Raw genomic sequence first — 18,752 nt, 5'->3', positions numbered from 1 at the left:
GCAGCTCGACGGCCGCGTAGTGCTCGACGACGTGGTCTTCGACGAGCTCGGTGGGCAGGTGCGGCAGGTCGCACAGCCCCTTCTTCTTGTTGATGCAGACGAAGTACTCGTACTCGCCGCCGTTACCCGCCGCCCTCGTGTAGACGAGCTTGCTTCGCTGCCCAGCCTGCTCGCAGCGGAAGCAGTAGAGCTGCTTCTTGAGGTAGTGGAAGTGGGTACGGTCGCGCCGAGTCGGGGCGGACCGCTCCGCAAGGATCTGCTGAACGAGCGCGAACTGTTCGGCGGTGATGATCGCCTCGTGGCGGCCCGGGAACAGTTCGCCCTTGTAGCGCACAAGCCCCACGTAATACGGGTCGGCGAGCATCGAGTGCCACTTACTGACGGAGACCTGGTTGGCCCCAGGGTGGCGCCGGGTCGCACGGACGGTCAGGCCGCGGTCGTTCATCTCGCGGGCCAGTCGCTCAAGCGAGTAGTTGCCGGTCGCGTACAACTCGAAGCCGGTTCGGATGTGGTGCGCGCGCGTCTGATCGACCGCGACTGAGCTGACGAGGCGTCCGTCCACGTCTTCCTTGACGTTGAGGTAGCCAAGCGGCGCCCGTCCGATGGTGCCGCCGAGCTTGGCCTTGTGCGCGAGCTTCCGGGCGATGTCCTCGCCTTCGGATGCCGAGCGGTACTGGTTGATCGCAGCGAGGATGCCCCGGGTCATCTGACCGGCTGGCGAGTCGTCGATGTTCTCCGTGGCGGAGATCAGCTGCACTCCAGCGGCGTCCATCTGGAGCATGACGAGCGCGTCGTCGATGCGGTTCCGGTTGAGCCGGCTGAGTTGGTAGACCATCACGTAGTCGACGTCCCGCTTGCCGCTGATGCGCTGCATCATGGCTTGGTACTCCGGGCGGTTCTGGACGGTCGTCGCGCTGCGTCCGGGCTCGACGTACTCATCCACGATGGTCAGCCCGAGCGACTCTGCCTTGCGCTGGCAGATTGCACGCTGAGCGGGGATCGACAGGCCCTCCGGGTCGAAGTCGGTGTCGACTTGCGACTTGCTGGAGACGCGGAGGTACAGCACGCATCGCTGCGACGTGTCGTACATGGTGATCACTTCCTTCGTGCTGATCTGTCAGGCTCGTGGGAGTAGCGAGTAGGGGAAGGACAGTCCTCGGATGCGTTCCGAACTCAGGGCACGATCTAGGTGACGGAGCAGCTCACGATCGTCCAGTGGTTGCTCAAACGCCCGATGAGTACGGGCGGCTGGTGCAGCAGTTAGTGCAGCAACGCGGCCAAGAATCAGCGCGCGCGAGCGTGTTTGCAGGTGCCGCACAACAGGGGTCAAGGTGTCGACCCCTGAGGCTTGAACGAAGCTTCGGAACCAGGTGTCAGAGGTTCGAATCCTCTCGGGTGTACCAGAGGTCAGAGCGGGAAGTTTCGCGCCTTGACCTTCGGAAGACGGGGCTACTTCAGCAGCTACTTCAGCAACGCGCACCTGCTTCAGCGAGCGTGCAACTCGGTCAAGCGCCTCGCGCTTCGCCGCGAGGTCGCTGTGCTGGTAGATCTGCTGGGTGGTCGTGATGTCGGCGTGTCCGAGGATCATCTGTGCGTCCCTCGCAGGCACGCCCAGGTTCTTCAGCGCAGTCGCTGCGGTATGACGCGTGTGATGCACCGTGATCCGCCGCAGGCCCGCCTCCTCGCGGATCTGGTGAAACGCCCGCACAAAGTTCTTCGGATCGATCGGCGTCCCACGGTTGCTTGTGAAGACGAACCCAGACGGTCTGCCGCCCTGCTCTTTGGCGGCATGCGTCAGGACCGAGTGCAACTCCCCGATGACGGGAAGCGAACGGTTTCCAGCAGCGGTCTTTACTGGCGTGAGCTGGAGATGCGAATCGATGCGCTGCAGCTGCGCGGCGACCTGGAGGATGCCCCTTTCCAGATGGACGTGCTCCCACGTGAGCCCGAGCACCTCCCCCCGACGCATGCCGTAGGCAAGGAGCAGCAGAAATGCGCCGTACCAAGGATGGCGGCGCGCTGTATCCAGGAACCGAATGACCTCGTCGGGCTCCCACGGCTCGATTAACTGACGCTCGTAGGTTGGGAGTTGCACGAGCTTCGCCACATTGCGAGCTACCTGTTCTTCACGTTCGGCCTGCGACAGCACAGCCCGGAGGACGGCACGCGCGTGGTGCAGAGTCCGCGCCGAGGCTCCCGCCTCAAGATGCCCGTTCATCATGCTCTGTACCCGTGCGACGGTCATGCGCTGCAAGTCAGCGGAGGCAAGGGCAGGGCGCAGGTACTTGTTGGCGATGTACTGGTACCGAACGAACGTGGTGCGCCGAACTTTCGTGCTCGCGACCGTCTCCATGTAGTAGTCCAGGTACTCGCCAAACGTCCAGTGTCGAGCCGGGCTCAGCATGCCGCGGGCTTCGGCGCGAACGCGCTCGTTGAGTCGCGAGCGGACATCTGCGCGAGCCTTCCCCGAGACATAGATGCGCTTGCGAGTGCCCGCAGTCGTCGTGACATATGCGGCGCCTATCCAGAGGCCGTCCTTGCGCTGGTAGACCGACCCGTCGCCGTTCCCCTGGCGACTCATGACACAGCTCCGATCAGGTTCCGATCGAGGAACGCGCGGAGGTCAGCAAGAGGCACGAGGCGTCGCCGGCCGATCTTCACGCTGCTGAGCTCGCGCCGATTGATGAGGTCGTTGACCTGCCAGCGGCTCACGCGGAGCAACTTGCATGTCTCCTCGACAGTGCACAGTTGCACTGCTGCGAGTCCGAGCCGCCTGGCGATCTCGTCACTGCGGTCTTGTTCGTTGATTTCGTCGTTCATGTCCTTGTACCTCCCTTCGTTCGTCAGATGTCGTTGAACTCGTCAGGCTGCGGCGCCGGTGCGGGCGCGACAGGCGTCGGCACGAGCTCTTCGATGTAGCGCTCGACCTTCGCGAGCAGGTCCCTCGGCATCCGGCTCAGCGCCTCCTCGAGTTCCGGCGCCAGCCCGGAGATCGAATCGGGCGTGCGGTAGCCCGCCGCCTTGTAGAGCGTGTAGATGTTCAGATTCAGCGGCCCTGCGAGTGTTGCCAGGTGGCCTACGTTCGGCTTCTGCACTTCGTCGTGCTCCAGCTTCGCGATCTGGCTCCCAGGCACGCCGCTCATCTGCGCCAGCCCCTTGATGGTGTACCCGGCCTCGTGTCGAGCGTTCCTGAGCACGTCACCAAGGGTCTCAGCGACCGTTTCTGTCTTGGTATTGCCATCTGCTGTCATATTCCTATTCCTCATTTATCAACATTCAATTGTATTGAATGGGAATCGAAATGGGAATGGAGATTGTGAATTCCACATCAGAATAGGCCAGCCTTATCTGTTGATTTCTACATTCGTCTTGCAGTCTTGATGTTTGAGTTGGTGGGGACCGGCGAGCACGGTGTGCTCGGGCCGGTCCCCACCGGGGAGGTGAGATCTCACCCCTTCGTGCTCCGAGTGCCACGGGTCGTGGTCTTCGGGGCTTCCTTCGCGGTGGAGCCGAGAAGCGACGCCAGTGCCTGGCGCTGCGCTTCGGCTTCCTTCTCGATGGCTTCGGTCAGTTCCTGGGCCTTGGCGGTGATCGTTGGATCGGCCGCCAGGACCTCGAGGTGCTGCTCGATCGCGGTACGGATCGTGTCCGTCACGCTGGTGCCAGCGAGCTTCGAGAGCATGCCCAGGCGGGCGTGCTGCTCGTCTTCCAACCGGATGGCGAGGGTCTTCATGACCTTCCTCCTCCTTCCTGAGGGGGTTCCTCCAAACAACTCGTGCGAGCCGTTCAGCCACTTCCTCGGGGTGGTGCGACCAGCGATGACGGTGCCATCACGCTCTTGGTCGCAGGCCCCCGACGAGGGCCATGGGTACTACCGGGTGGAGAAGACGAAGATCCGTCCTTCTGGTGTTGGCTCGATGTTGACGTCGCCACTGAGTTCGGCGTCGCGGGCCCAGCCCTCGTAGTCGACGTGGAGGTAGGGCCGGATGGACTCTGGGATGGCGCCGAGCCGGAGGAATCCGTCCAGGTTGAGGTCGTCGAGGACCTCGCGCGCCCATGCTTCAGGGGACTCGTATTCGCCAAGGAACGCGTCCTCGAAGCCATCCAGTATGTCGGGATCGGCGTCGTGGAGTTGCGCCCATACCCCGAAGGCGTGCCCGTGCTCCTTGATGCCGCGCGCCACTCGTGCGACCGTCTCCAGCCGCTCGTATTCGCCGACTCGGAAGGCGCCAAACTCGTCGGTGTCGAAGATGGCGTGCTCCTCGGCGCCGCGGACGGGCGAGGATGCCAAGACGCGCTGCGCGGCGGCGTGTAGTACGTCGTCCTCAACCGCAGCGTCGACCCACTCGCCGTGAAGGTTGCCGTCGTTGTACGCCGCGAGGCAGGCGATCCAGACCATCGGACGTGGATGTCGGAGCCGCTCAGCGCTCTCGATCTGTCCGTCGTCTCTGATCTCGATGCTGTAGATGTCGCCGGCTTCCTCGTCTGCAGCCCATGGACCGGGGTCCTGGTTCCACGGATTGCTGTTGACGAGTTCGACGATCTCCTCGATGTCGTGCTGCGACTCATCTGGTCGTTCAGGTTGTTCTGGTTGTGGTTGCTTCTCACTCATGCCACCTCCTTTCGGCTAGTTGCTTGATCGCGCTTGTCGCGCTCGACTCGGATGCGTCCGTGGGCCAGCGCGACGAACTCCGGGTTGAGCTCGATGCCCAGCCAGTCGCGGCCGAGCCCCTCGGCCGCGATAGCCGTCGTTCCGGAGCCCATGAATGGATCGAGGACGAGTCCGGGCTCGCTACCTGCGTCGCACTCGCACATGGCCTGCAGCGCTAGACGGGTTGCGATCGCGCCGAGTCGGCGCACCGGTCGCTCGTAGGCCGTTCGGCAGTTGGTGCACCGGGCCTCTGGAGTTCCGGCCAACACCATACGTTCGGCGATCGTCACGGGAAACGTCGCGAAGTGTGCGCCCCGGTAGCTGCTGACCGCCAACGACCAGACGTCGCCCGGGTTCTTACCGAGCGGGTGTCCGGACAGGCCTGCGGCGTGAAGGGCAGCGAGCCCGCCGTCACCGTCGCTATTGGGGCCTAGCCAGTCCGGGCGTCCCGGCCCGCGCTTGTCCTGACGGGGCTTCGGCGGCCTGCTGGCGTGGGGCTCACGGAGGCTGTCGAGGTCGAAGTAGTACTTCGGCTGCCGGGCGAGCACGTAGATGACTTCGTGTTTGGTCGCGAGTCGGTCGCGCACGCTGGTCGGAATCGTGTTCGTCTTCGCCCAGATCACCTTGTTGCGGATGATCCAGCCGTCCTCGATGAGGAGCAGCGCGAGCCGCTCCGGTCCGAGCAGGAGGCTCTTGCGTTCTGCGCCTTCCCGGGCGTGCGTGCTGTAGCTGTCGCCGAGGTTGAGGAAGACGGTGCCGGTTGGCACGAGCACCCTGGCGGCTTCGTGCAGTAGACCGCGGAGCTCGTCGACCCACTGGTCGACGTGACCCTCCAGACCGAGTTGGTCGTCATGGCCATAGTTGCGTAGCCTGAAGTAGGGCGGGCTGGTGACGATGCTGTCGATCGAGTCGTCCGGGAGCTCCTTCAGTCGAGCGAAGGCGTTCCCGTTCAGGACGCGTCCGCGGGGCACCGCTTCTCGGCGACTCATGACTGACCGCCTTCCTCAGGGCTGTCTTCGTCATGACACAGACCGCGTCGGTGCAGCTCTTGGTGAATGAAGTCGGCCAGACCATCTGCGAGGAAGCGGACGTTGCCGTCTCCGTCCTCCGCCATGACCAGTTCGGATAGCTCATCCATGAGGTCACCGATGCGACCTTCACCCATCACCGCGAAGTGATGGAGCGCGGTCGGCTGCCTGTGCCCCTGCAGGTTGGCGAGGTGGCGGGCGATGGCGCGTGCGCCCCAGTTCGGGATCGGGTTGTGTTCGCTTTCGGCGAGCGCCTGGCGGATCGTCAGCGCGAGCAAGCCCGGTTGCGGGACAACCCCCGTGTAGTCGAGTTCGTAGTCGCCGACCCGGTCCCAGCTCGGCTGGTTTCGTTCGCGGCGGGTCATGCGGCACCTCCCGCCAGCACCTCCGTCAACGTGTCCGGAATGGCGTACCGGTACATCGCGTCCGTGAGCTTGCTGCTGCGCCGTACTGCGGCTTCGAGCTTCTGGGCTCGTCGGTGATCGACGAACAGCCAGACGACCAGCGGGAAGCTGCCGCTCCGAGCTTGTTCGACCCCGGATCGCCGGTAATCCTCGTACTGCTGGCACTTCTTGATGAGTGTCGGCAGCGACTCGGTCCCGAGGTCGACCTCGATGAAATGTCGGTCGAGGAAGTCGGTCGTCATGATCTCGGCGTACAGGTCGGGCTGCAGCCAGCGGCGCTCGCCGGCCGGGCCTTGGTAGGTGCGCCATGAGGCCGGTTCGACCTGCACGGCGATGTCCTCGATGGTCTCGATGCGCTTGTGTTGGTTGAGCAGGACGTGGACGTCCGCGATGGCCAGGCTGTGCTTGAGAAACCGTTCGGTCGGTCTGCCGGGTCGACGACGCTTGTCGTCGCCGTAGACGAGCCGGCTACCCGCCGAGGTCAGGCGCCAGATGGTGGCGGCGCTGCCGCCGCGGAAGCCGCCGACTGGTCGGCCGAGTGGTTCGAGCATTCCGTCACGCTGCAGTCGGGCGAGCACCCGGCGGGCGACGCGAGCACCAGATGCTTCGCTGTTGTGGGTCTGGAAGCGGAAGGCCTGCACCTGATGGGTTGTCAGGAAGCGATGCTCTGCCACCAGTCGAAGGACGTCCCGGTCACGGTCGGACAGCGATCGGTCGAGGGATTCGAGCATCCGATGACCGATGCGTACCGAGGTCGATTCCGAGGGAACTTCGGCAAGCGGAGCGGCCGAAGTATTCGGCTCCCTAGATTGACTGAACTCGCCGCTGACCTGCGAGTACGCCGTCTCGGAGTCCGAGCCGGTCGGTACACCGAGCGGTAGCCCTGTACCCGGGGTGTAGCTGTCGTGGTGGCGACGATCGGCACTCATGAAGCACCTCCGCCGTTCGGCCGCCGGCTGCGGCCGAAGGCCTCGTCCTCCTTGGTCGGGCCGAAGCCACCGACTTCCAGCAGCTCGGCCTCGACGTCCGCGATGGGTCGTCCGTAGCGGTCCCGTGAAGTGGCGATGAGCGACGACGGAGCCTGCAGGGCCGATGCGAGCGGGCTGGTGCGGATCGAGCACCACGGCATCCGGTCGCTCCTCGACAGCAGCGACGCGTAGCAGCTGAAAGCCGGAAGCTCCATGAAGTCCTGCATCGTCAGGGCGCCGTTCGTCGTGGCTGCGATGGCTTTGGCGTCCTTGGGGCTCAGTTGGAAGCAGATCCGGTTGCGGGCGTTGGCCATGACGGCGTCGGTCATGGCGGCGTTCAGCTGCGTCAGTGACTGGTGGCTGAGGGTGAAGCTGACGCCGTACCCGCGAGCCATGGCGAGAGCGGTGCCCAGGTCGCCGAGGCGCACCACTTCCTGCATCTCATCGACGTGGATCGCGACCGGGTGCCGCTGGTCCTGCGGGACGACGGCGCGCTCCTTGGCTCCCTCCCACAGCAGCGCCAGCAGGATCGAACCGAGCAGCCGGCTGCCCTCAGGACCGAGCGACGCGCTGGCCAGACTGACGAGCAGGATCGGGCGACGACCATCTCCGGGCTTGAACACGTCGGAGAGCGCGAACCGAGGGCTCGTCTGGCCGAACATGGCACGCAGACCAGGTCGCAGCGTCAGGACGGGATCGAGCTTGTTCCGTAGCGGTGCGACAACGGTCATGCGTTCGGCGTCGGAAATCGACTCGAACCAGCCCCAGAAGGCACCGAGGCCAAGCGGATCCTTCGGTGCGACGCGTCCGGTGATCTGACGGCGGAAACTGGCGTTGGAGAGCAGCATCGGAAGCATCGAGAGGCTGCATCCACCAGCTCGTGCAAGCGTGACCAGCCCGGCGTGCAGGAGATCACTCGACCGTGGCCCAAGCTCGCCACCGTAGAGGTCCTTGAACACCCGGTAGATGACATCGGCCGAGCGTTCGGGGTCGCCGCGGAAGACGTCGATCCCGATCGGTGAGGGGTCGGTCGGGTCAAGCACGACGACGTCCTGGTGTCTGTCGGCCGGGATTCGGGCTAGCAGATCGGTGATGGTGTCGCCCTTGGCGTCGATGACGCAGGTGGCCCGTCCGGACGTGATGTCCTGCAGCGCCAGGTTCGCCATGAGGACCGACTTGCCGACGCCGTTGGGGCCGAGGATGTGCAGGTGCCGCAGGGAGTCGTCCACGCTGAGCGCCACCGGGCGTTCCTCGTCGACCGCGGCGTACCCGATAACCCGGCCCGACTTCGCGACACCGGATGCCACCGGCAAGAGCCGTGGATGCGGCGACGGAACTCCAGGCAGGACGGCGTCCGTCGGCCCCAGCGGCCAGCCCAGCAGCGCGGTCAGCTCGGACACGTTGAGTTCGAGCGGCCACAGGAACGGATCGCGAACGTCGTCGAGTGCTGAGAGCGATGACTTCTTGAGGCGGAGCGCCAACCCGGGCGCCTCGAGAACGCGGATGCTGGCGGCGACGCCTTGCATCAGGTTGGCGGCTCGCTTGGTGTCCTCGGCTTTGGCGCCGATACGCACCTCACACGAGAAACGGTGCTCGCTGTACTTGGCCTTCACCTTGGCCCGGTGTTCAGCCGGAACGTCGCGAAGCTCGCGAGGTCGGTGGCGCGGTCCGAGGATGATCTGCAACCGAACGAGTTCGTCCTTGCGGGCCGCAGCCAGCGCACCCAGCACGCCCCGAGCGGCTTCGTCTGTCGAGCCAACCGACAGCTGAACCGCGCGATGCCCCGCCAACCGAACGGCACCAGCGGCGCTGGCCTTGGCGGGTGCCTTGCTGTCCGAGGTGCGTAGCCCTGCGAGGTGACTACTCACCACGGCGACCGCTCGACGGGCCACACCGGCTTCAGCGCCGAGGTGCCAGGTGACCAGGCCGCCTCGTCCACGGGCTTCGAGGACGATGCGGGGATGGCCGGACATGGCAGCCAGTGCTGCGACGGTGGCGCGGGCAACATCGACCGGCATCGGCGTCGGCGGGTGGAGTTGTCGCCAGATGAAGGGTCCGCGATCAGGCATCGGTCGACTCCTGATTCTGGGTGCGCTCTGGCGCCGACTCGGCCTGTGCCGCGGCTTCGCGCTCCGCTTCGGCCATCGCCATGCTGATGATGGCTCGGGCGATCTTGCGGACGTCGGGCTGCTCGCGCAGTTCCGAGTGAACGACGATCCGCCGACGCGGTCGGTTCGTTCGGGCGCGGCCTTGTTGCACAGCCCTCCGGCTGCTGCGGTAGGGCGCGTTCTTGGCGATCTGTGGATCGTTGTTACTTGCGTTGGACATGGGGCTACCTCCTTTCCGTCACTCGTGATTAGCCGCGCTCGTTCTGCATTTCGAAATGGAAATGGCGAGGGGTGCGCTCGACTATGAACCTTTTGTCGAGAAAGTCAACGATGTTTGTGAATTCCACAACAACGGCAGGTATAGCGTTCATCGGATATCACCAGCCCCTAAATCTGGCGGAAATGCGCCACCACACCAGGGCGCCGATACCTGCCAGGGCGACAACGATGCACAGCGGCACCCAGATCGCCTTGACGATCTCGATGGCCCCCCACAGCGCCATGGCGGCAACCAACAGGCCGACACAGAAATCCTTGACGACGTTGCCGGTGCGCTCGGGCTCGTTACTCATGACGCAATCCGCCGCAGCTCGTGCAGGATCCCTGCGTCGAGGCCGAGCTCGACGCAGGTGCGGGTGAAGGCGCCCTGGTCGAAGGGGAACCGTCCGGCGATGCCCAGCAGGATCACCTGCCCAAGCAGGTCGAGCCGCAGCAACTCGTACTCACGGGTCTGCGGCCCGAGCCCGGATTCCGCGAGTCGGTCGAGGTGCCACAGCGTCAGCTCCCACTCGTCTTCGAGACTGAAGCTGAGCCCGAGGCGGCAGTGCGAGACGTCGTGCCAGAAGCGGAAGGCGAGGTTGTCGCGCGCCTCGGGGTAGATCGTGTTGTCGCAGAACAGGTTGGACACGGGCAGCGGCTCGCCGGTCTCCTTGGAGCGCTGGAACGCTCCGCGAAGCTGCTGGTATGTCGAGGGCGCGTCAGCGACTCCGACGAAGCCGAAGTCCTCCTCCTCGGTGATCTGTGCTGCTTGCGCATGCACGAACCGAGCGAGATTGATCCGAGCGCCCTGCGGGCCTCGGGCCGTACGGTAGGTAGTGGTCATTGCACTTCGTCCTTACTGACTCATTGGCGTGAGGTGGTTCGGGTGTTGCCTTGGCCGAGTGGCCTGGACGGGGCGTTGCAGCGTTCCCGTCCAGGCCCACCCGGCGCTTCGGGGGCTACTTCTTCGGCCACTTGATGGCCTTGGCGTGCTCGGAGTGCTTCTTCGCCTCCTGCGGCGTCATGTAGCGGACGCACAGGCGGCAGAACGGCATCGGCTTCGCGATGCCACTGAGGGCCTTGAGCATGGAGATCACCTCCTCTCGGGATCAGAACGGCGGGTGGCCGTTGGACTGGAAGGCGTTGCGGATACCGGTCGCGGCTGCGCCGCCAGATCGCTCGACCTCCTCGAGGTCGGCCAGATCCACTGGCACGAGCCGGGCCGAACGGAACTCCGCCATGCCGTGACCAAAGATCTGCGGATGGCGCCGGTAGACCTCATGCTTGAGCGCTCGAACGCCAGCGGCCTTGGCCTCGCCGCGGATCTGGTGCTCGGACTGGATCGAGGCTGCCTCAGCGGCGTGGGCATCCTGTGCTGAGGGCTGAGGTGCGCCAGCAAGAGCGCGCTGCCGGGCGAGCGCCATGCTCATCCGGGCTTCGAGCACTTCGAGGACGTCAGCAACGTCATCGGCATGTGCCCATGACGAGATAAAGCTCGCGAGCGCGACCGCCATAGCGAAGCCGAAGAAGGCGACGCCGAGCAGCCCTTCGAGTGCGGCACGGATGCCGAAGATGCCCAGACCGACGAACAGCACGACCACCAGCGCCCCCTTGATCGCCAGCCCATAGGTGTCCTTGTCCGGGGCGGCCGGGCCGAACAGACGCGGATAGCGGCGGACGATCGCAGAGTCGATCTGGTCGGATTCGACGAGCGCGCGGCGTTCCCGAGCCAGCTTCAGCTCCCGAACGTCACCGCCGACCATCCCTGCAGTGACGCCGCTGAGTCCGACCGCGAGGGCCGTGCCGAGCGCAAGCAGCGGCACCTCGCCGACATAGATGAGTGCGCCGAGCACTGCTCCGGTGTCTGCACCGAGTAGCACCCAGCGCGTCACCGAGTAGCGTCGGTTGTCCTTCGGGCGACGCCGGACGAACGACCCCAGGTCGTCGTGCGCCGCGGAGTACGCCGCAACCGCGCGCTCGACCTCGGAGACGTGCATGGTCGTCAGGCGCCGGGCGTCGTCAGCTTGCGCACCCATGCCGGCTGCGGCCACGGTCGCTCGTCGGCTGGCAGCGACGCCTGCTGCGTCCTCGTTCCGAGCAAGTTCGGTCGCGTAGGCCTCGAACTCCTCGCCGACGTCGTAGGTGATCCCCCCGGGTCGCAGGATCGCCCCAGAACGCCCCTCGACGTCGGGGATGACCAAGGTCTCGGCGTGACGCCCCAACTCGCGTGGACGACGCCCTGGGCGGTCCTGGCGACGGTTCCGTCCAAAGATGCGCGCCAAGCCCGCACGCAGGCCTCCCGGCTTCACGACCCGCTCCCGACGGGGCTGGTGTAGTCGGTGACGGCCTGGCAGGCAGAGGCGCTCGTACGCTCGCACACACGCGCGTAGATCGACTTCAGGTTCTCGACCGTGACGGTGCTGACCTGCTCGCCGTCGATCCGGTCGCCAAGGCCAGTGAAGAGCAACTCGCCAGACAGCTTCGGGACGCTGACGCTGTCGGCAAAGGCGCGGGCGTCCTCAGCGTTGCTGATGACCCACTTCTGGGTGGAGACGGTCTGCAGTCCGTCGGTGACCACGATCGTCCAGAGGCTGGCGTCGGGACCGACCTGCTCGGCGTATTCGGCTGCCAATCGCAGCTGCCCGATCACGTCGGTGCCTGGGAAGGGCCCACGGTTCAGGGTGGCGTTGTAGTTGTTCGCCACCTCGTGGTCGATCTGCTTGATTAGGTCGGGCAGCCGCCGGTAGCGGGCGTTATCCGTAGCCCCGGGCAGTGACAGGTCTCCGTCCCAGAACAGGTACGGATTGGCGCTGCTGCCCGCGAACCCGGTGACGAGCAAGTGCCCGCCACACACAGCGGTCCGAGCGACCGCATCCTCCAGCACGGCGTACTGGTCTTGCCCGCCACCGAACGGCTGCGGCGAGGACGACGCACTGATGTCGTAGGTGACGTAGGTGGCGAGTGTGCCGGTCGGGCAGGTCTTCTGCCAGGCAGTGCCCCACGCCAGCGGGCCTGTCGAGGGCGCGAGGCTGCAGGCGGCGAGCAGGGCTGCGAGCAGCAGTGCCGAGGTCGCGGAGGTGGCCTGCCGCAGGACGCGACTAGCCTTCGATGTAGTCACTGACGGACTCCTTTGCGTGTTCTTCGCGGGATGAGTTGGACCCCAAGGTGATGAGGGGGGGCCGACTGTTGGCGCAGGCGGACCGCCCGGCCGCTTCTACGAGGCGGCGCAACAACTCTCATTCGCGTGCGTAGATCGCGCATGGCAGGAACGTGCAAACTTCTGACTCGTGGAGGAGAAGACCTGGGCCGAGCTGGACGCCGAGGAGGCGGCCGAGCGCGAGAAGCTTCGAGGCGTACTCGAGTTCGAACTGCGCGACCTGTGGCGCCATGTCCCACTGACGCCAGATGCGATCGCCCAAGCGGCGCCGACCCTGACGCAGTCGTTGGCAGGCGGGGATGGACATGAAGCGCTCCGCGCAGTGGAACACCTGCTCCGCGCGCGGCTTACCCAGCGCGACGCCGGGGCGCTCGCAGCTGCCCTCGGAGTCCATCCCTCGATTTCCGAGGGCGACGTGCTGCATCGGTTTACGACTTATGCCGAACTGATCGGGCGCGACGATGCCTCAACCGCTCGCCGTGCGGCAGTCCGTGCTGCCGCTCAGGTCGCGGAGCTGTTGATTCCCCGCCGGTTTGATCGCACCGCTGGTCAACTGAACGTTCTTCTTCTCGCCGACGGCGACGACCTCGCGGTCCGGTTCGTCCAGATCTATCCCAGCAGCGAAGCGTCGTTGTTGGTCAGCGCCCGAAGTGCCGACCTGCCGACCCACAGGCTCCTCGGAAACACCGACAATCCCGGCCCTATCGCCGGAGAGAGCGAAGCTGCACGCAAAGCGACCTGGACCGCATGGGAGTTGGCGGGAACCCTCAAGGAGTCTGCGACCGTCGAGATCGTCTGGCTCGGATCGACCAACCCGCACATGCTGGTCAAGTCAGATCCGTCTTTCGCCTGCTCCACTACTGTGCTTACGCAGGGAAATCGGATCAGCATCACGATTCAAAGAATTTGAAAGCGGGTCCTAGCCGTCTCCGCTAACGCGGCATTAGTGCCTGCACTGTTGTACAATTGATCGAATTGTGATATAAATATCAGCATTCCTCCATTTGGGATGGAGCGCTCCCGCTACGAGTTCGCCTCGCGGTTGGAGCGCTCTATCGCAATCAATCAAGGAGGAGCCATGAACGCGAACAGCGCGACACCTAGCGGTGAAAACGAAAACGCAGCCAAGGTCTGGAATCTGATCTCTACGGTTCTCGAGATCCCGGAGAACGCCGGTCATCCGCGCGACTACTGGGACGACGTCATGCAGGGGACATGCCTTCTGCTCGGCATCATCCTCAAGCTCGCGCGCGAGGCCGACCGGCACGGCCAGGACTCTCGGCCCGCGTTGACAGCCTTCCTGATTCGGCAGGTGCTGCAGCATGAGGACGAGATCGAGAAGGCGTGGCTGCAGGCGATTTCCTGCTAGCTCATCCTCGTATCGCCACAACACGGCCCCGAGCCGCAGATATCTCTGCGGTTCGGGGCCTTCTTCATTCCGCGAAGCGAAGTACGAGCAACCCAACGACACGAACGGCCAGTTCGGCATCCCGGCGGTCAGGGGCGGAGCCATGATGAGCGTCCCCGTGTTGGTTTCGGATTGATGCGATCCACCGTCCAAGGCTGTCGACAGCGTCTGCCAGCGGCGTGTCGGTGCCAGTGAGCCAGCCGGCCTTGCGCGCGGCTTTCAGCTGATCTCCAAGTTGGCCGCCGGTGTATCCGAGGTGCTCAAGCAGCATCTGGAGGGCGGTTCCCGCATCCGTGACGGCGTCTGCCGCCTTGCCAGCGTCCAACTCGGTTAGCGCCTCGCGCAGCTTGTCGTCGACTCCTCTGAGCGCAGGATCGCCCGTGATAAGTGCTGCAAGCGGTCTATCGATCAAGACCGACGCGCCGAGGTCCTCGCGCAGGATCACCTCTCGACCTCGAACGGCGAAGATGGTGCCGGCAAGGATCTCGTCGACGCCGGACAGGAACCGTCGCTCTTCCTCACGGAGCCACGAGAGCCCAGGGAGCCGGGCGTAGGCATCTGCCCACGCGCCAACGGCGTCCAACGCGAGCGGGCAGTCGCCCTCGATGACGTACCTAGTCAGGTCTTCGAATGGACGCGGAAGAATCTGCGGATGCGGCCTGTGCGAGCGGAGGGATAGGTCGCCTCGGACGGCGACCATCCGCTCGATAGCGATGTTCGCCATTTCCTGAGCAGGCGCGTTGAACCGGGATCCAGGGATAGGCACCATCGGTTGGCACTGCTCGATGAGGATCACCAACTTGTGGCGGACCGGCTCGGTCAACGGGTCCCTGTACAGCGCCCTGCTCATTGCGCGCTCAGCGCTGTCGATCGGCCGGGTGCGACTTGGCCGGGAGTCGATGTAGTCGCTGTAGAGCCGAGCCGGGCCCGGCCGTGCGTCTTCTAATGGCTCTGAGGGCTCAGCACCTGGCTGAGGCTTACGCGATCGACGGAACAAGCTCACGCGCCAAAGTATGGACGTGCATCGCCACTCATAGGCTGTTGACCGCAATGACGACAACGACACCGATCGCAATCCACACGGCCAGCGCCAGATAGCCGAGAATCAGGCCGACCAGCGCCATGCCGCTCCCGTTTTCACCCGTTCGACGAGATCTGCGACGTCGCGACATGGCCGAACGGAATCGCATGGACCCGGTAGAAAGCTCGAGGACAAGCGCGGTCAGGGTGAATGAGTTCGTGCGCTGGCTTAGCGCCGCCGTGCCGTGGATCGTGCCGATAGACGCCGACGGGTAGCCCTGCGGTCGCATGGTCCCAGTGACGGATCTCGTGAAGTGCATAGTTGCGCTCCGCTTCGCGCTCGTAGTCGTAGCACCCCAGCAGCCACTGGGCTTCGGCAGCGGCCTCAATCGATCACGTGACGAATCCTACGGTCAGGTATCCGCGCCCCCTGGAACTTCCCAGGTAAGGGCCCGGCTCATCAGCCCATGGCGCCGAAGATTAAGGGACGGCAGCTTCGTAAGATGGCGCCGTGTCTGACGATCTGTCCTTGTTCGGCGACGACGAACCCGAGGCGCCCACGGAGGCGCCGTCGGAGCCGACGCCGATCTCCGACTGGCAGATCGACCTCCTCAGAAAGGCCCTGGACGCACGAGGCCTCATCTCGATGACCGAGCGTCAGCAGGCCATCGAGACGGCTGCAGAACGTCAAGTGGAGTCCTTGCGCGCCCTATCCCACCACGAGGCCCTTGCTGTCCTTTCTCGCCTTGGCCAGGCGCCTGCGCCAAAGTCGCCCAGCGGCTCTGCTTGGGATCAGCGCGACGGGGACACCTGGATCGATCGGCTGTAGCGCGGCTTTCGTTAGCCCTGCCCGCGGCGCCAGAGGCGCTTCCACCAGCTCACCCCGGGCTGCGGAACTTGAGCCCGATGGTCTTCGACAGCCCGACGATCAGCGGCCTGAGCCCGCGCGGCCCGAGCGCCATCAAGCTTGTCATGCCAATCGACTTCACCACGCGTGATGAAGTAGTGAGAGTTGCACGGCAGTCCAGTGGCCGCGACCGACGGCTTCAGCGACACCTCGCCGTCGAAGATGACTCGGTAGCGCGCCGGCGACAGCTTTGTGACAACCTCGCGGCCGCACCCACATGGGCAGATGTGTCCGGCGGTCGAGTAAGCGGTCGAGACGTACAGGACCCCCGGCTCCATTGGCGTCGGGAACGAACTGACGAACTCCGCGCCGTAGTGGTCGATTCGGGTCATTCGACATCTCCGTTGCGCAGTTCGTTGAGGAACAGCTTGTAGACAGTCTGGGTCGCGGCGGTATGCGTCGCGTAGAAGCCGAGGTACCGCTTCCACTCGATGACGGCATGCATAGCGTTGAGTGCGTTCAACTCCGCGACCTGGATGTTGCTGCTGTAGTCGTCCTCGCCCGGCGGGAGCGCAGACGCAGGCGGCAACGACACGTCGTGCCCGGGCAGGTAGGCCGTGACCTGGGCCATGCCTGTCAGGCCGCCCTCGCCCTCTCGAAAGCTCATGCCAACATCGATGAACGGTACGCCCCGATCGCGGAGCCATTGCATGATCTCCGGCCGCGCCGCTGCATCGGCGGCGGCAAGGAAGACGAAGGTGGATCCCTCGAGGAGGGGCAGGTTATCGGACGTGAGGGCGACTGGGTGTGCGGTGATGCCGGTGTGCATCCGCGAGTACTCCCGCGCGAAGTACTCGGCCTTGTATGGCTTGGCCTGGACCACGTCGCGTGCCGCTGCGCCAGGAGCACGGAACGCGTTGTGATTCTCGAACCGGTCGCCGTCGATGAGGACGATGCGGTCGACCCACGTCTTGGCGACCTGATCGAGGATGTAACTGCCGGTGCCGCCGACGCCGACGATGGCGATCGTGTGGCCCCTGAACAGGTTGCTGTACTTCCCCAGTCCAGCGCGAGTCGTGTTGGTGTCCGCGTAGGCGAGCGGGAGGTTGTCGGGGACGACCTGCCACGATCCGCCAGGTGTATCGGCGACCGTGTTATCGAGCTCTCGGGCGGCGCCGAGCAAGATCTGTGCGTACTTCTGGATCTTGTCGCGGAGGCAGGCGTAGGCGCCACTGGGGGGCTTGAACGACAACATGTAGTCGGCGACTTCGCCATTCGCGAAGCCATGGTTCTGCCCGGCAGTGCCGAGATTCTGACCGCGCTCGTCACGGGGCTCCTCGCCAGCGAACCAGATTCGGTGATCGCCACTCGCATCGGCGACCACTCCACCAGTCATCGTCACGGGAAGGACCAGGCGGCCGTCCCTGCGGAGGCCGGAGGGTCCGACGTAGGGCAGCCGGCGTACGACAAGGTGCCCACTTTCGAGCACCATGTCGTAGCCATCGGCGACGAGCTGGGCGATCTGCTCGTCAGGAGCGGTTGGCAGGCTCGACATCGAAGACCATTCCGTCCTTGACCTGAATGTCCTTGCCCGGACGAAGGGCGTGGTCCGGCCCGTGCCCGCGGCTGTACTCGACGAGCGTTCCTGCCGGGTCGTACGGCTGCCCGGGGAAGGCGAGTTCGACAACTTGCTCGTAGGTGATCTTCGAGCCGGTCCACTGGACCTCCCTGGTGTTGACGATGATCGTGACGACCTTCGTCTCGGTGGCTGCTGCATCGATGGCAGTCATGCCTGTTCCTCCAATCTCCCGGGGCTTCCGGTTCGTAGTGCGTCGGATCTGAAACACTGTTTTGAGTGTAGGACACTGCGCGTCGACTTACAAGCAGTGCGTCGATGGTGCAACACTGTCAGGGGCCACCGACACTTCCGAGCGAGAGGACTCCATGGCAAAGACCAAGATCGACACCGCGGGGCTCTACGCGGCCCTCGATGCTGAACGCACTGCCCGCGCATGGTCCTGGCGTCAGCTGGCCAAGGAGATCGGCACGAGCCCATCCCTCCTGTCGCGCCTCGGCAACGAGCAACGTCCAGACGCCGACGGCTTCGCCACTCTGGTGCGCTGGCTCAAGATGCCCGCCGAGACCTTCATGATCGACGCGGACAGTCCAACCGAGAGTCAGTCCGAGCCAGACCTAGTCACCCAGCTCGCTCCGCTGCTCCGGGCGCGCCAAGACCTCAACGACAAGGACGTCGCCTACCTTGAAGAGGTCATTCGAGCGACCGTCAAGCACATGCATGCGAGCCGAGAGGACTGAACGTGAAGGCCACGCGCATCAACAAGGCTGCCTGCAAGCGGCTCGCTGTTGAGGTGCGCGCTGAGCTTGGCCTCGATCCCATGCAGGCGCTCAACCCGTGGGATCTGGCCGAACTTTATGGCATTCGGGTCGTCGCGCTTGGTGACCTGGCCTTGGATCACGCGATCCGCGATCACTTTCATGCGGTGCGCCCGGAGGTCTTCTCGGGCGCATTGCTTCCTCACCGCAGCGGTGCCGTGATCGTCGAAAACGACGCACACCCGCTAGCCCGACGACGCTCCACCATGGGCCACGAGCTGGCGCACCTTGTGGCGGAGCACCAATTCGGGACCAGCCTGGTCAACGAGCGCGGCTGCCGAACCGCGGACAAGCTCCAGGAAGACGAGGCAGCCGAAATCTCCGGAGAACTGCTGGTCCCGTCCGATGCTGCCAAGAGGCTCGCCCGCCAGAAGGCAACCGACGACGAGGTTGCACTTCGCTTCGGTGTTTCCATCGAGCTCGCACGTTGGCGTATGAACGCCACGGGGGCGCGAATCATTGCCCAGCGCGCGGCGAACTACCGGCGCGCGTCCGGCTCGTAACCAGCA

Annotated in this window: 24 protein-coding genes, 1 tRNA gene and 2 pseudogenes; 6 read left to right on the top strand and 21 right to left on the bottom strand. The window is 64.9% G+C overall.

All coding sequences use genetic code 11. The annotated features are described in order from the left end of the window. Positions 1-301: 301 nt before the first annotated feature. Positions 302-1,090, bottom strand: a pseudogene (locus VLF38_RS17340) (recombinase family protein); the annotation flags it as partial. A 229-nt stretch (positions 1,091-1,319) separates the two neighbouring features. Between VLF38_RS17340 and VLF38_RS00295 the strand changes: the two are divergent. Further along, positions 1,320-1,403, top strand: a tRNA-OTHER gene (locus VLF38_RS00295). Between the two features lie 188 nt (positions 1,404-1,591). On the opposite strand, the pseudogene VLF38_RS17335 reads toward VLF38_RS00295, so the two are convergent. From VLF38_RS17335 to VLF38_RS00220, 15 genes and pseudogenes are all read right to left on the bottom strand, one after another. Continuing rightward, positions 1,592-2,404: pseudogene (locus tag VLF38_RS17335) on the bottom strand (tyrosine-type recombinase/integrase); the annotation flags it as partial. Between the two features lie 173 nt (positions 2,405-2,577). Beyond that, entirely contained in the window at positions 2,578-2,820 is a 243-nt protein-coding gene (locus VLF38_RS00285) for a helix-turn-helix domain-containing protein (RefSeq protein WP_325269296.1), read from the bottom strand. Between the two features lie 23 nt (positions 2,821-2,843). Further along, complete coding sequence (locus VLF38_RS00280; protein ID WP_325269295.1) at positions 2,844-3,251, bottom strand: helix-turn-helix domain-containing protein; 408 nt, start codon at positions 3,249-3,251, stop codon at positions 2,844-2,846. Between the two features lie 197 nt (positions 3,252-3,448). Further along, on the bottom strand, positions 3,449-3,733 hold the full coding sequence (locus VLF38_RS00275; RefSeq protein ID WP_325269294.1) for a hypothetical protein: 285 nt from the start codon (positions 3,731-3,733) through the stop codon (positions 3,449-3,451). A 138-nt stretch (positions 3,734-3,871) separates the two neighbouring features. After that, entirely contained in the window at positions 3,872-4,612 is a 741-nt protein-coding gene (locus tag VLF38_RS00270) for an antirestriction protein ArdA (protein ID WP_325269293.1), read from the bottom strand. Continuing rightward, complete coding sequence (locus tag VLF38_RS00265; RefSeq protein WP_325269292.1) at positions 4,609-5,640, bottom strand: site-specific DNA-methyltransferase; 1,032 nt, start codon at positions 5,638-5,640, stop codon at positions 4,609-4,611. Before VLF38_RS00265 ends, VLF38_RS00270 begins: the two co-directional genes overlap by 4 nt. After that, entirely contained in the window at positions 5,637-6,044 is a 408-nt protein-coding gene (locus VLF38_RS00260) for a hypothetical protein (protein WP_325269291.1), read from the bottom strand. Before VLF38_RS00260 ends, VLF38_RS00265 begins: the two co-directional genes overlap by 4 nt. Continuing rightward, positions 6,041-7,012 (bottom strand): replication-relaxation family protein, encoded by a 972-nt coding sequence (locus VLF38_RS00255; RefSeq protein WP_325269290.1) that lies wholly within the window; start codon positions 7,010-7,012, stop codon positions 6,041-6,043. The genes VLF38_RS00260 and VLF38_RS00255 overlap by 4 nt, the downstream gene beginning before the upstream one ends. Then, complete coding sequence (locus tag VLF38_RS00250) at positions 7,009-9,120, bottom strand: type IV secretory system conjugative DNA transfer family protein (protein ID WP_325269289.1); 2,112 nt, start codon at positions 9,118-9,120, stop codon at positions 7,009-7,011. The genes VLF38_RS00255 and VLF38_RS00250 overlap by 4 nt, the downstream gene beginning before the upstream one ends. Next, a complete protein-coding gene (locus VLF38_RS00245; RefSeq protein ID WP_325269288.1) occupies positions 9,113-9,379 on the bottom strand; it encodes a hypothetical protein in 267 nt (88 codons plus the stop codon). Before VLF38_RS00245 ends, VLF38_RS00250 begins: the two co-directional genes overlap by 8 nt. A 157-nt stretch (positions 9,380-9,536) precedes the next feature. Beyond that, positions 9,537-9,731, bottom strand: a complete 195-nt coding sequence (locus VLF38_RS00240) for a hypothetical protein (RefSeq protein ID WP_325269287.1) — start codon at positions 9,729-9,731, stop codon at positions 9,537-9,539. Further along, positions 9,728-10,261 (bottom strand): hypothetical protein, encoded by a 534-nt coding sequence (locus VLF38_RS00235; protein WP_325269286.1) that lies wholly within the window; start codon positions 10,259-10,261, stop codon positions 9,728-9,730. The genes VLF38_RS00240 and VLF38_RS00235 overlap by 4 nt, the downstream gene beginning before the upstream one ends. Before the next feature lie 115 nt (positions 10,262-10,376). Continuing rightward, the gene (locus VLF38_RS00230; RefSeq protein ID WP_325269285.1) at positions 10,377-10,505 is read right to left on the bottom strand and encodes a hypothetical protein; all 129 of its coding nucleotides are present in this window, start codon (positions 10,503-10,505) and stop codon (positions 10,377-10,379) included. A 21-nt stretch (positions 10,506-10,526) separates the two neighbouring features. Next, positions 10,527-11,618: a hypothetical protein gene (locus tag VLF38_RS00225; RefSeq protein ID WP_325269284.1), complete on the bottom strand. Its 1,092-nt coding sequence runs from the start codon at positions 11,616-11,618 to the stop codon at positions 10,527-10,529. A gap of 104 nt (positions 11,619-11,722) precedes the next feature. Beyond that, entirely contained in the window at positions 11,723-12,535 is an 813-nt protein-coding gene (locus tag VLF38_RS00220) for a hypothetical protein (RefSeq protein ID WP_325269283.1), read from the bottom strand. 169 nt (positions 12,536-12,704) lie between these two features. Here VLF38_RS00220 and VLF38_RS00215 point away from each other — a divergent pair, with 169 nt between their 5' ends. Both VLF38_RS00215 and VLF38_RS00210 read left to right on the top strand, forming a co-directional pair. After that, positions 12,705-13,484 (top strand): hypothetical protein, encoded by a 780-nt coding sequence (locus tag VLF38_RS00215; protein ID WP_325269282.1) that lies wholly within the window; start codon positions 12,705-12,707, stop codon positions 13,482-13,484. 168 nt (positions 13,485-13,652) lie between these two features. After that, positions 13,653-13,943: a hypothetical protein gene (locus VLF38_RS00210; protein ID WP_325269281.1), complete on the top strand. Its 291-nt coding sequence runs from the start codon at positions 13,653-13,655 to the stop codon at positions 13,941-13,943. 64 nt (positions 13,944-14,007) lie between these two features. Here the strand turns inward: VLF38_RS00210 and VLF38_RS00205 are convergent, their stop codons facing one another. Further along, on the bottom strand, positions 14,008-14,832 hold the full coding sequence (locus tag VLF38_RS00205) for a hypothetical protein (protein ID WP_325269280.1): 825 nt from the start codon (positions 14,830-14,832) through the stop codon (positions 14,008-14,010). Positions 14,833-15,013: 181 nt separating this feature from the next. Further along, positions 15,014-15,292 (bottom strand): hypothetical protein, encoded by a 279-nt coding sequence (locus VLF38_RS00200; RefSeq protein WP_325269279.1) that lies wholly within the window; start codon positions 15,290-15,292, stop codon positions 15,014-15,016. A gap of 221 nt (positions 15,293-15,513) precedes the next feature. Between VLF38_RS00200 and VLF38_RS00195 the strand changes: the two genes are divergently transcribed. Further along, the gene (locus VLF38_RS00195) at positions 15,514-15,831 is read left to right on the top strand and encodes a hypothetical protein (RefSeq protein WP_325269278.1); all 318 of its coding nucleotides are present in this window, start codon (positions 15,514-15,516) and stop codon (positions 15,829-15,831) included. Positions 15,832-15,842: 11 nt separating this feature from the next. On the opposite strand, the gene VLF38_RS00190 is transcribed toward VLF38_RS00195, so the two are convergent. From VLF38_RS00190 to VLF38_RS00180, 3 genes are read right to left on the bottom strand one after another with little or no spacing between them, the layout of a single operon-like run. After that, positions 15,843-16,241 (bottom strand): DUF6527 family protein, encoded by a 399-nt coding sequence (locus tag VLF38_RS00190; RefSeq protein ID WP_325269277.1) that lies wholly within the window; start codon positions 16,239-16,241, stop codon positions 15,843-15,845. Then, positions 16,238-17,404, bottom strand: a complete 1,167-nt coding sequence (locus VLF38_RS00185) for a ThiF family adenylyltransferase (protein ID WP_325269276.1) — start codon at positions 17,402-17,404, stop codon at positions 16,238-16,240. Before VLF38_RS00185 ends, VLF38_RS00190 begins: the two co-directional genes overlap by 4 nt. Next, positions 17,379-17,639 carry a multiubiquitin domain-containing protein gene (locus tag VLF38_RS00180; RefSeq protein WP_325269275.1) on the bottom strand — a complete coding sequence of 87 codons (261 nt, stop codon included), beginning with the start codon at positions 17,637-17,639 and terminating at the stop codon, positions 17,379-17,381. The genes VLF38_RS00185 and VLF38_RS00180 overlap by 26 nt, the downstream gene beginning before the upstream one ends. A gap of 154 nt (positions 17,640-17,793) precedes the next feature. Between VLF38_RS00180 and VLF38_RS00175 the strand changes: the two genes are divergently transcribed. Continuing rightward, the gene (locus tag VLF38_RS00175) at positions 17,794-18,165 is read left to right on the top strand and encodes a hypothetical protein (RefSeq protein ID WP_325269274.1); all 372 of its coding nucleotides are present in this window, start codon (positions 17,794-17,796) and stop codon (positions 18,163-18,165) included. Between the two features lie 2 nt (positions 18,166-18,167). Further along, the gene (locus tag VLF38_RS00170) at positions 18,168-18,746 is read left to right on the top strand and encodes an ImmA/IrrE family metallo-endopeptidase (protein WP_325269273.1); all 579 of its coding nucleotides are present in this window, start codon (positions 18,168-18,170) and stop codon (positions 18,744-18,746) included. Positions 18,747-18,752: the final 6 nt, after the last annotated feature.

It is taken from the genome of Nocardioides sp., from assembly GCF_035481145.1.
Taxonomy (GTDB): domain Bacteria; phylum Actinomycetota; class Actinomycetes; order Propionibacteriales; family Nocardioidaceae; genus Nocardioides.
This window is presented reverse-complemented; position numbering and strand designations above follow the sequence as displayed.

Excerpts from the sequence above, each read along its gene's own strand:
- VLF38_RS00275 (WP_325269294.1), bottom strand. The coding sequence starts at position 3,733 with ATGAAGACCCTCGCCATCCGGTTGGAAGACGAGCAGCACGCCCGCCTG.
- VLF38_RS00210 (WP_325269281.1), top strand. The coding sequence starts at position 13,653 with ATGAACGCGAACAGCGCGACACCTAGCGGTGAAAACGAAAACGCAGCC.
- VLF38_RS00235 (WP_325269286.1), bottom strand. The coding sequence starts at position 10,261 with ATGACCACTACCTACCGTACGGCCCGAGGCCCGCAGGGCGCTCGGATC.
- VLF38_RS00200 (WP_325269279.1), bottom strand. The coding sequence starts at position 15,292 with ATGCGACCGCAGGGCTACCCGTCGGCGTCTATCGGCACGATCCACGGC.
- VLF38_RS00175 (WP_325269274.1), top strand. The coding sequence starts at position 17,794 with ATGGCAAAGACCAAGATCGACACCGCGGGGCTCTACGCGGCCCTCGAT.
- VLF38_RS00245 (WP_325269288.1), bottom strand. The coding sequence starts at position 9,379 with ATGTCCAACGCAAGTAACAACGATCCACAGATCGCCAAGAACGCGCCC.
- VLF38_RS00250 (WP_325269289.1), bottom strand. The coding sequence starts at position 9,120 with ATGCCTGATCGCGGACCCTTCATCTGGCGACAACTCCACCCGCCGACG.
- VLF38_RS00255 (WP_325269290.1), bottom strand. The coding sequence starts at position 7,012 with ATGAGTGCCGATCGTCGCCACCACGACAGCTACACCCCGGGTACAGGG.
- VLF38_RS00270 (WP_325269293.1), bottom strand. The coding sequence starts at position 4,612 with ATGAGTGAGAAGCAACCACAACCAGAACAACCTGAACGACCAGATGAG.
- VLF38_RS00185 (WP_325269276.1), bottom strand. The coding sequence starts at position 17,404 with ATGTCGAGCCTGCCAACCGCTCCTGACGAGCAGATCGCCCAGCTCGTC.
- VLF38_RS00180 (WP_325269275.1), bottom strand. The coding sequence starts at position 17,639 with ATGACTGCCATCGATGCAGCAGCCACCGAGACGAAGGTCGTCACGATC.
- VLF38_RS00205 (WP_325269280.1), bottom strand. The coding sequence starts at position 14,832 with ATGAGCAGGGCGCTGTACAGGGACCCGTTGACCGAGCCGGTCCGCCAC.
- VLF38_RS00285 (WP_325269296.1), bottom strand. The coding sequence starts at position 2,820 with ATGAACGACGAAATCAACGAACAAGACCGCAGTGACGAGATCGCCAGG.
- VLF38_RS00190 (WP_325269277.1), bottom strand. The coding sequence starts at position 16,241 with ATGACCCGAATCGACCACTACGGCGCGGAGTTCGTCAGTTCGTTCCCG.
- VLF38_RS00230 (WP_325269285.1), bottom strand. The coding sequence starts at position 10,505 with ATGCTCAAGGCCCTCAGTGGCATCGCGAAGCCGATGCCGTTCTGCCGC.
- VLF38_RS00260 (WP_325269291.1), bottom strand. The coding sequence starts at position 6,044 with ATGACCCGCCGCGAACGAAACCAGCCGAGCTGGGACCGGGTCGGCGAC.
- VLF38_RS00280 (WP_325269295.1), bottom strand. The coding sequence starts at position 3,251 with ATGACAGCAGATGGCAATACCAAGACAGAAACGGTCGCTGAGACCCTT.
- VLF38_RS00265 (WP_325269292.1), bottom strand. The coding sequence starts at position 5,640 with ATGAGTCGCCGAGAAGCGGTGCCCCGCGGACGCGTCCTGAACGGGAAC.
- VLF38_RS00240 (WP_325269287.1), bottom strand. The coding sequence starts at position 9,731 with ATGAGTAACGAGCCCGAGCGCACCGGCAACGTCGTCAAGGATTTCTGT.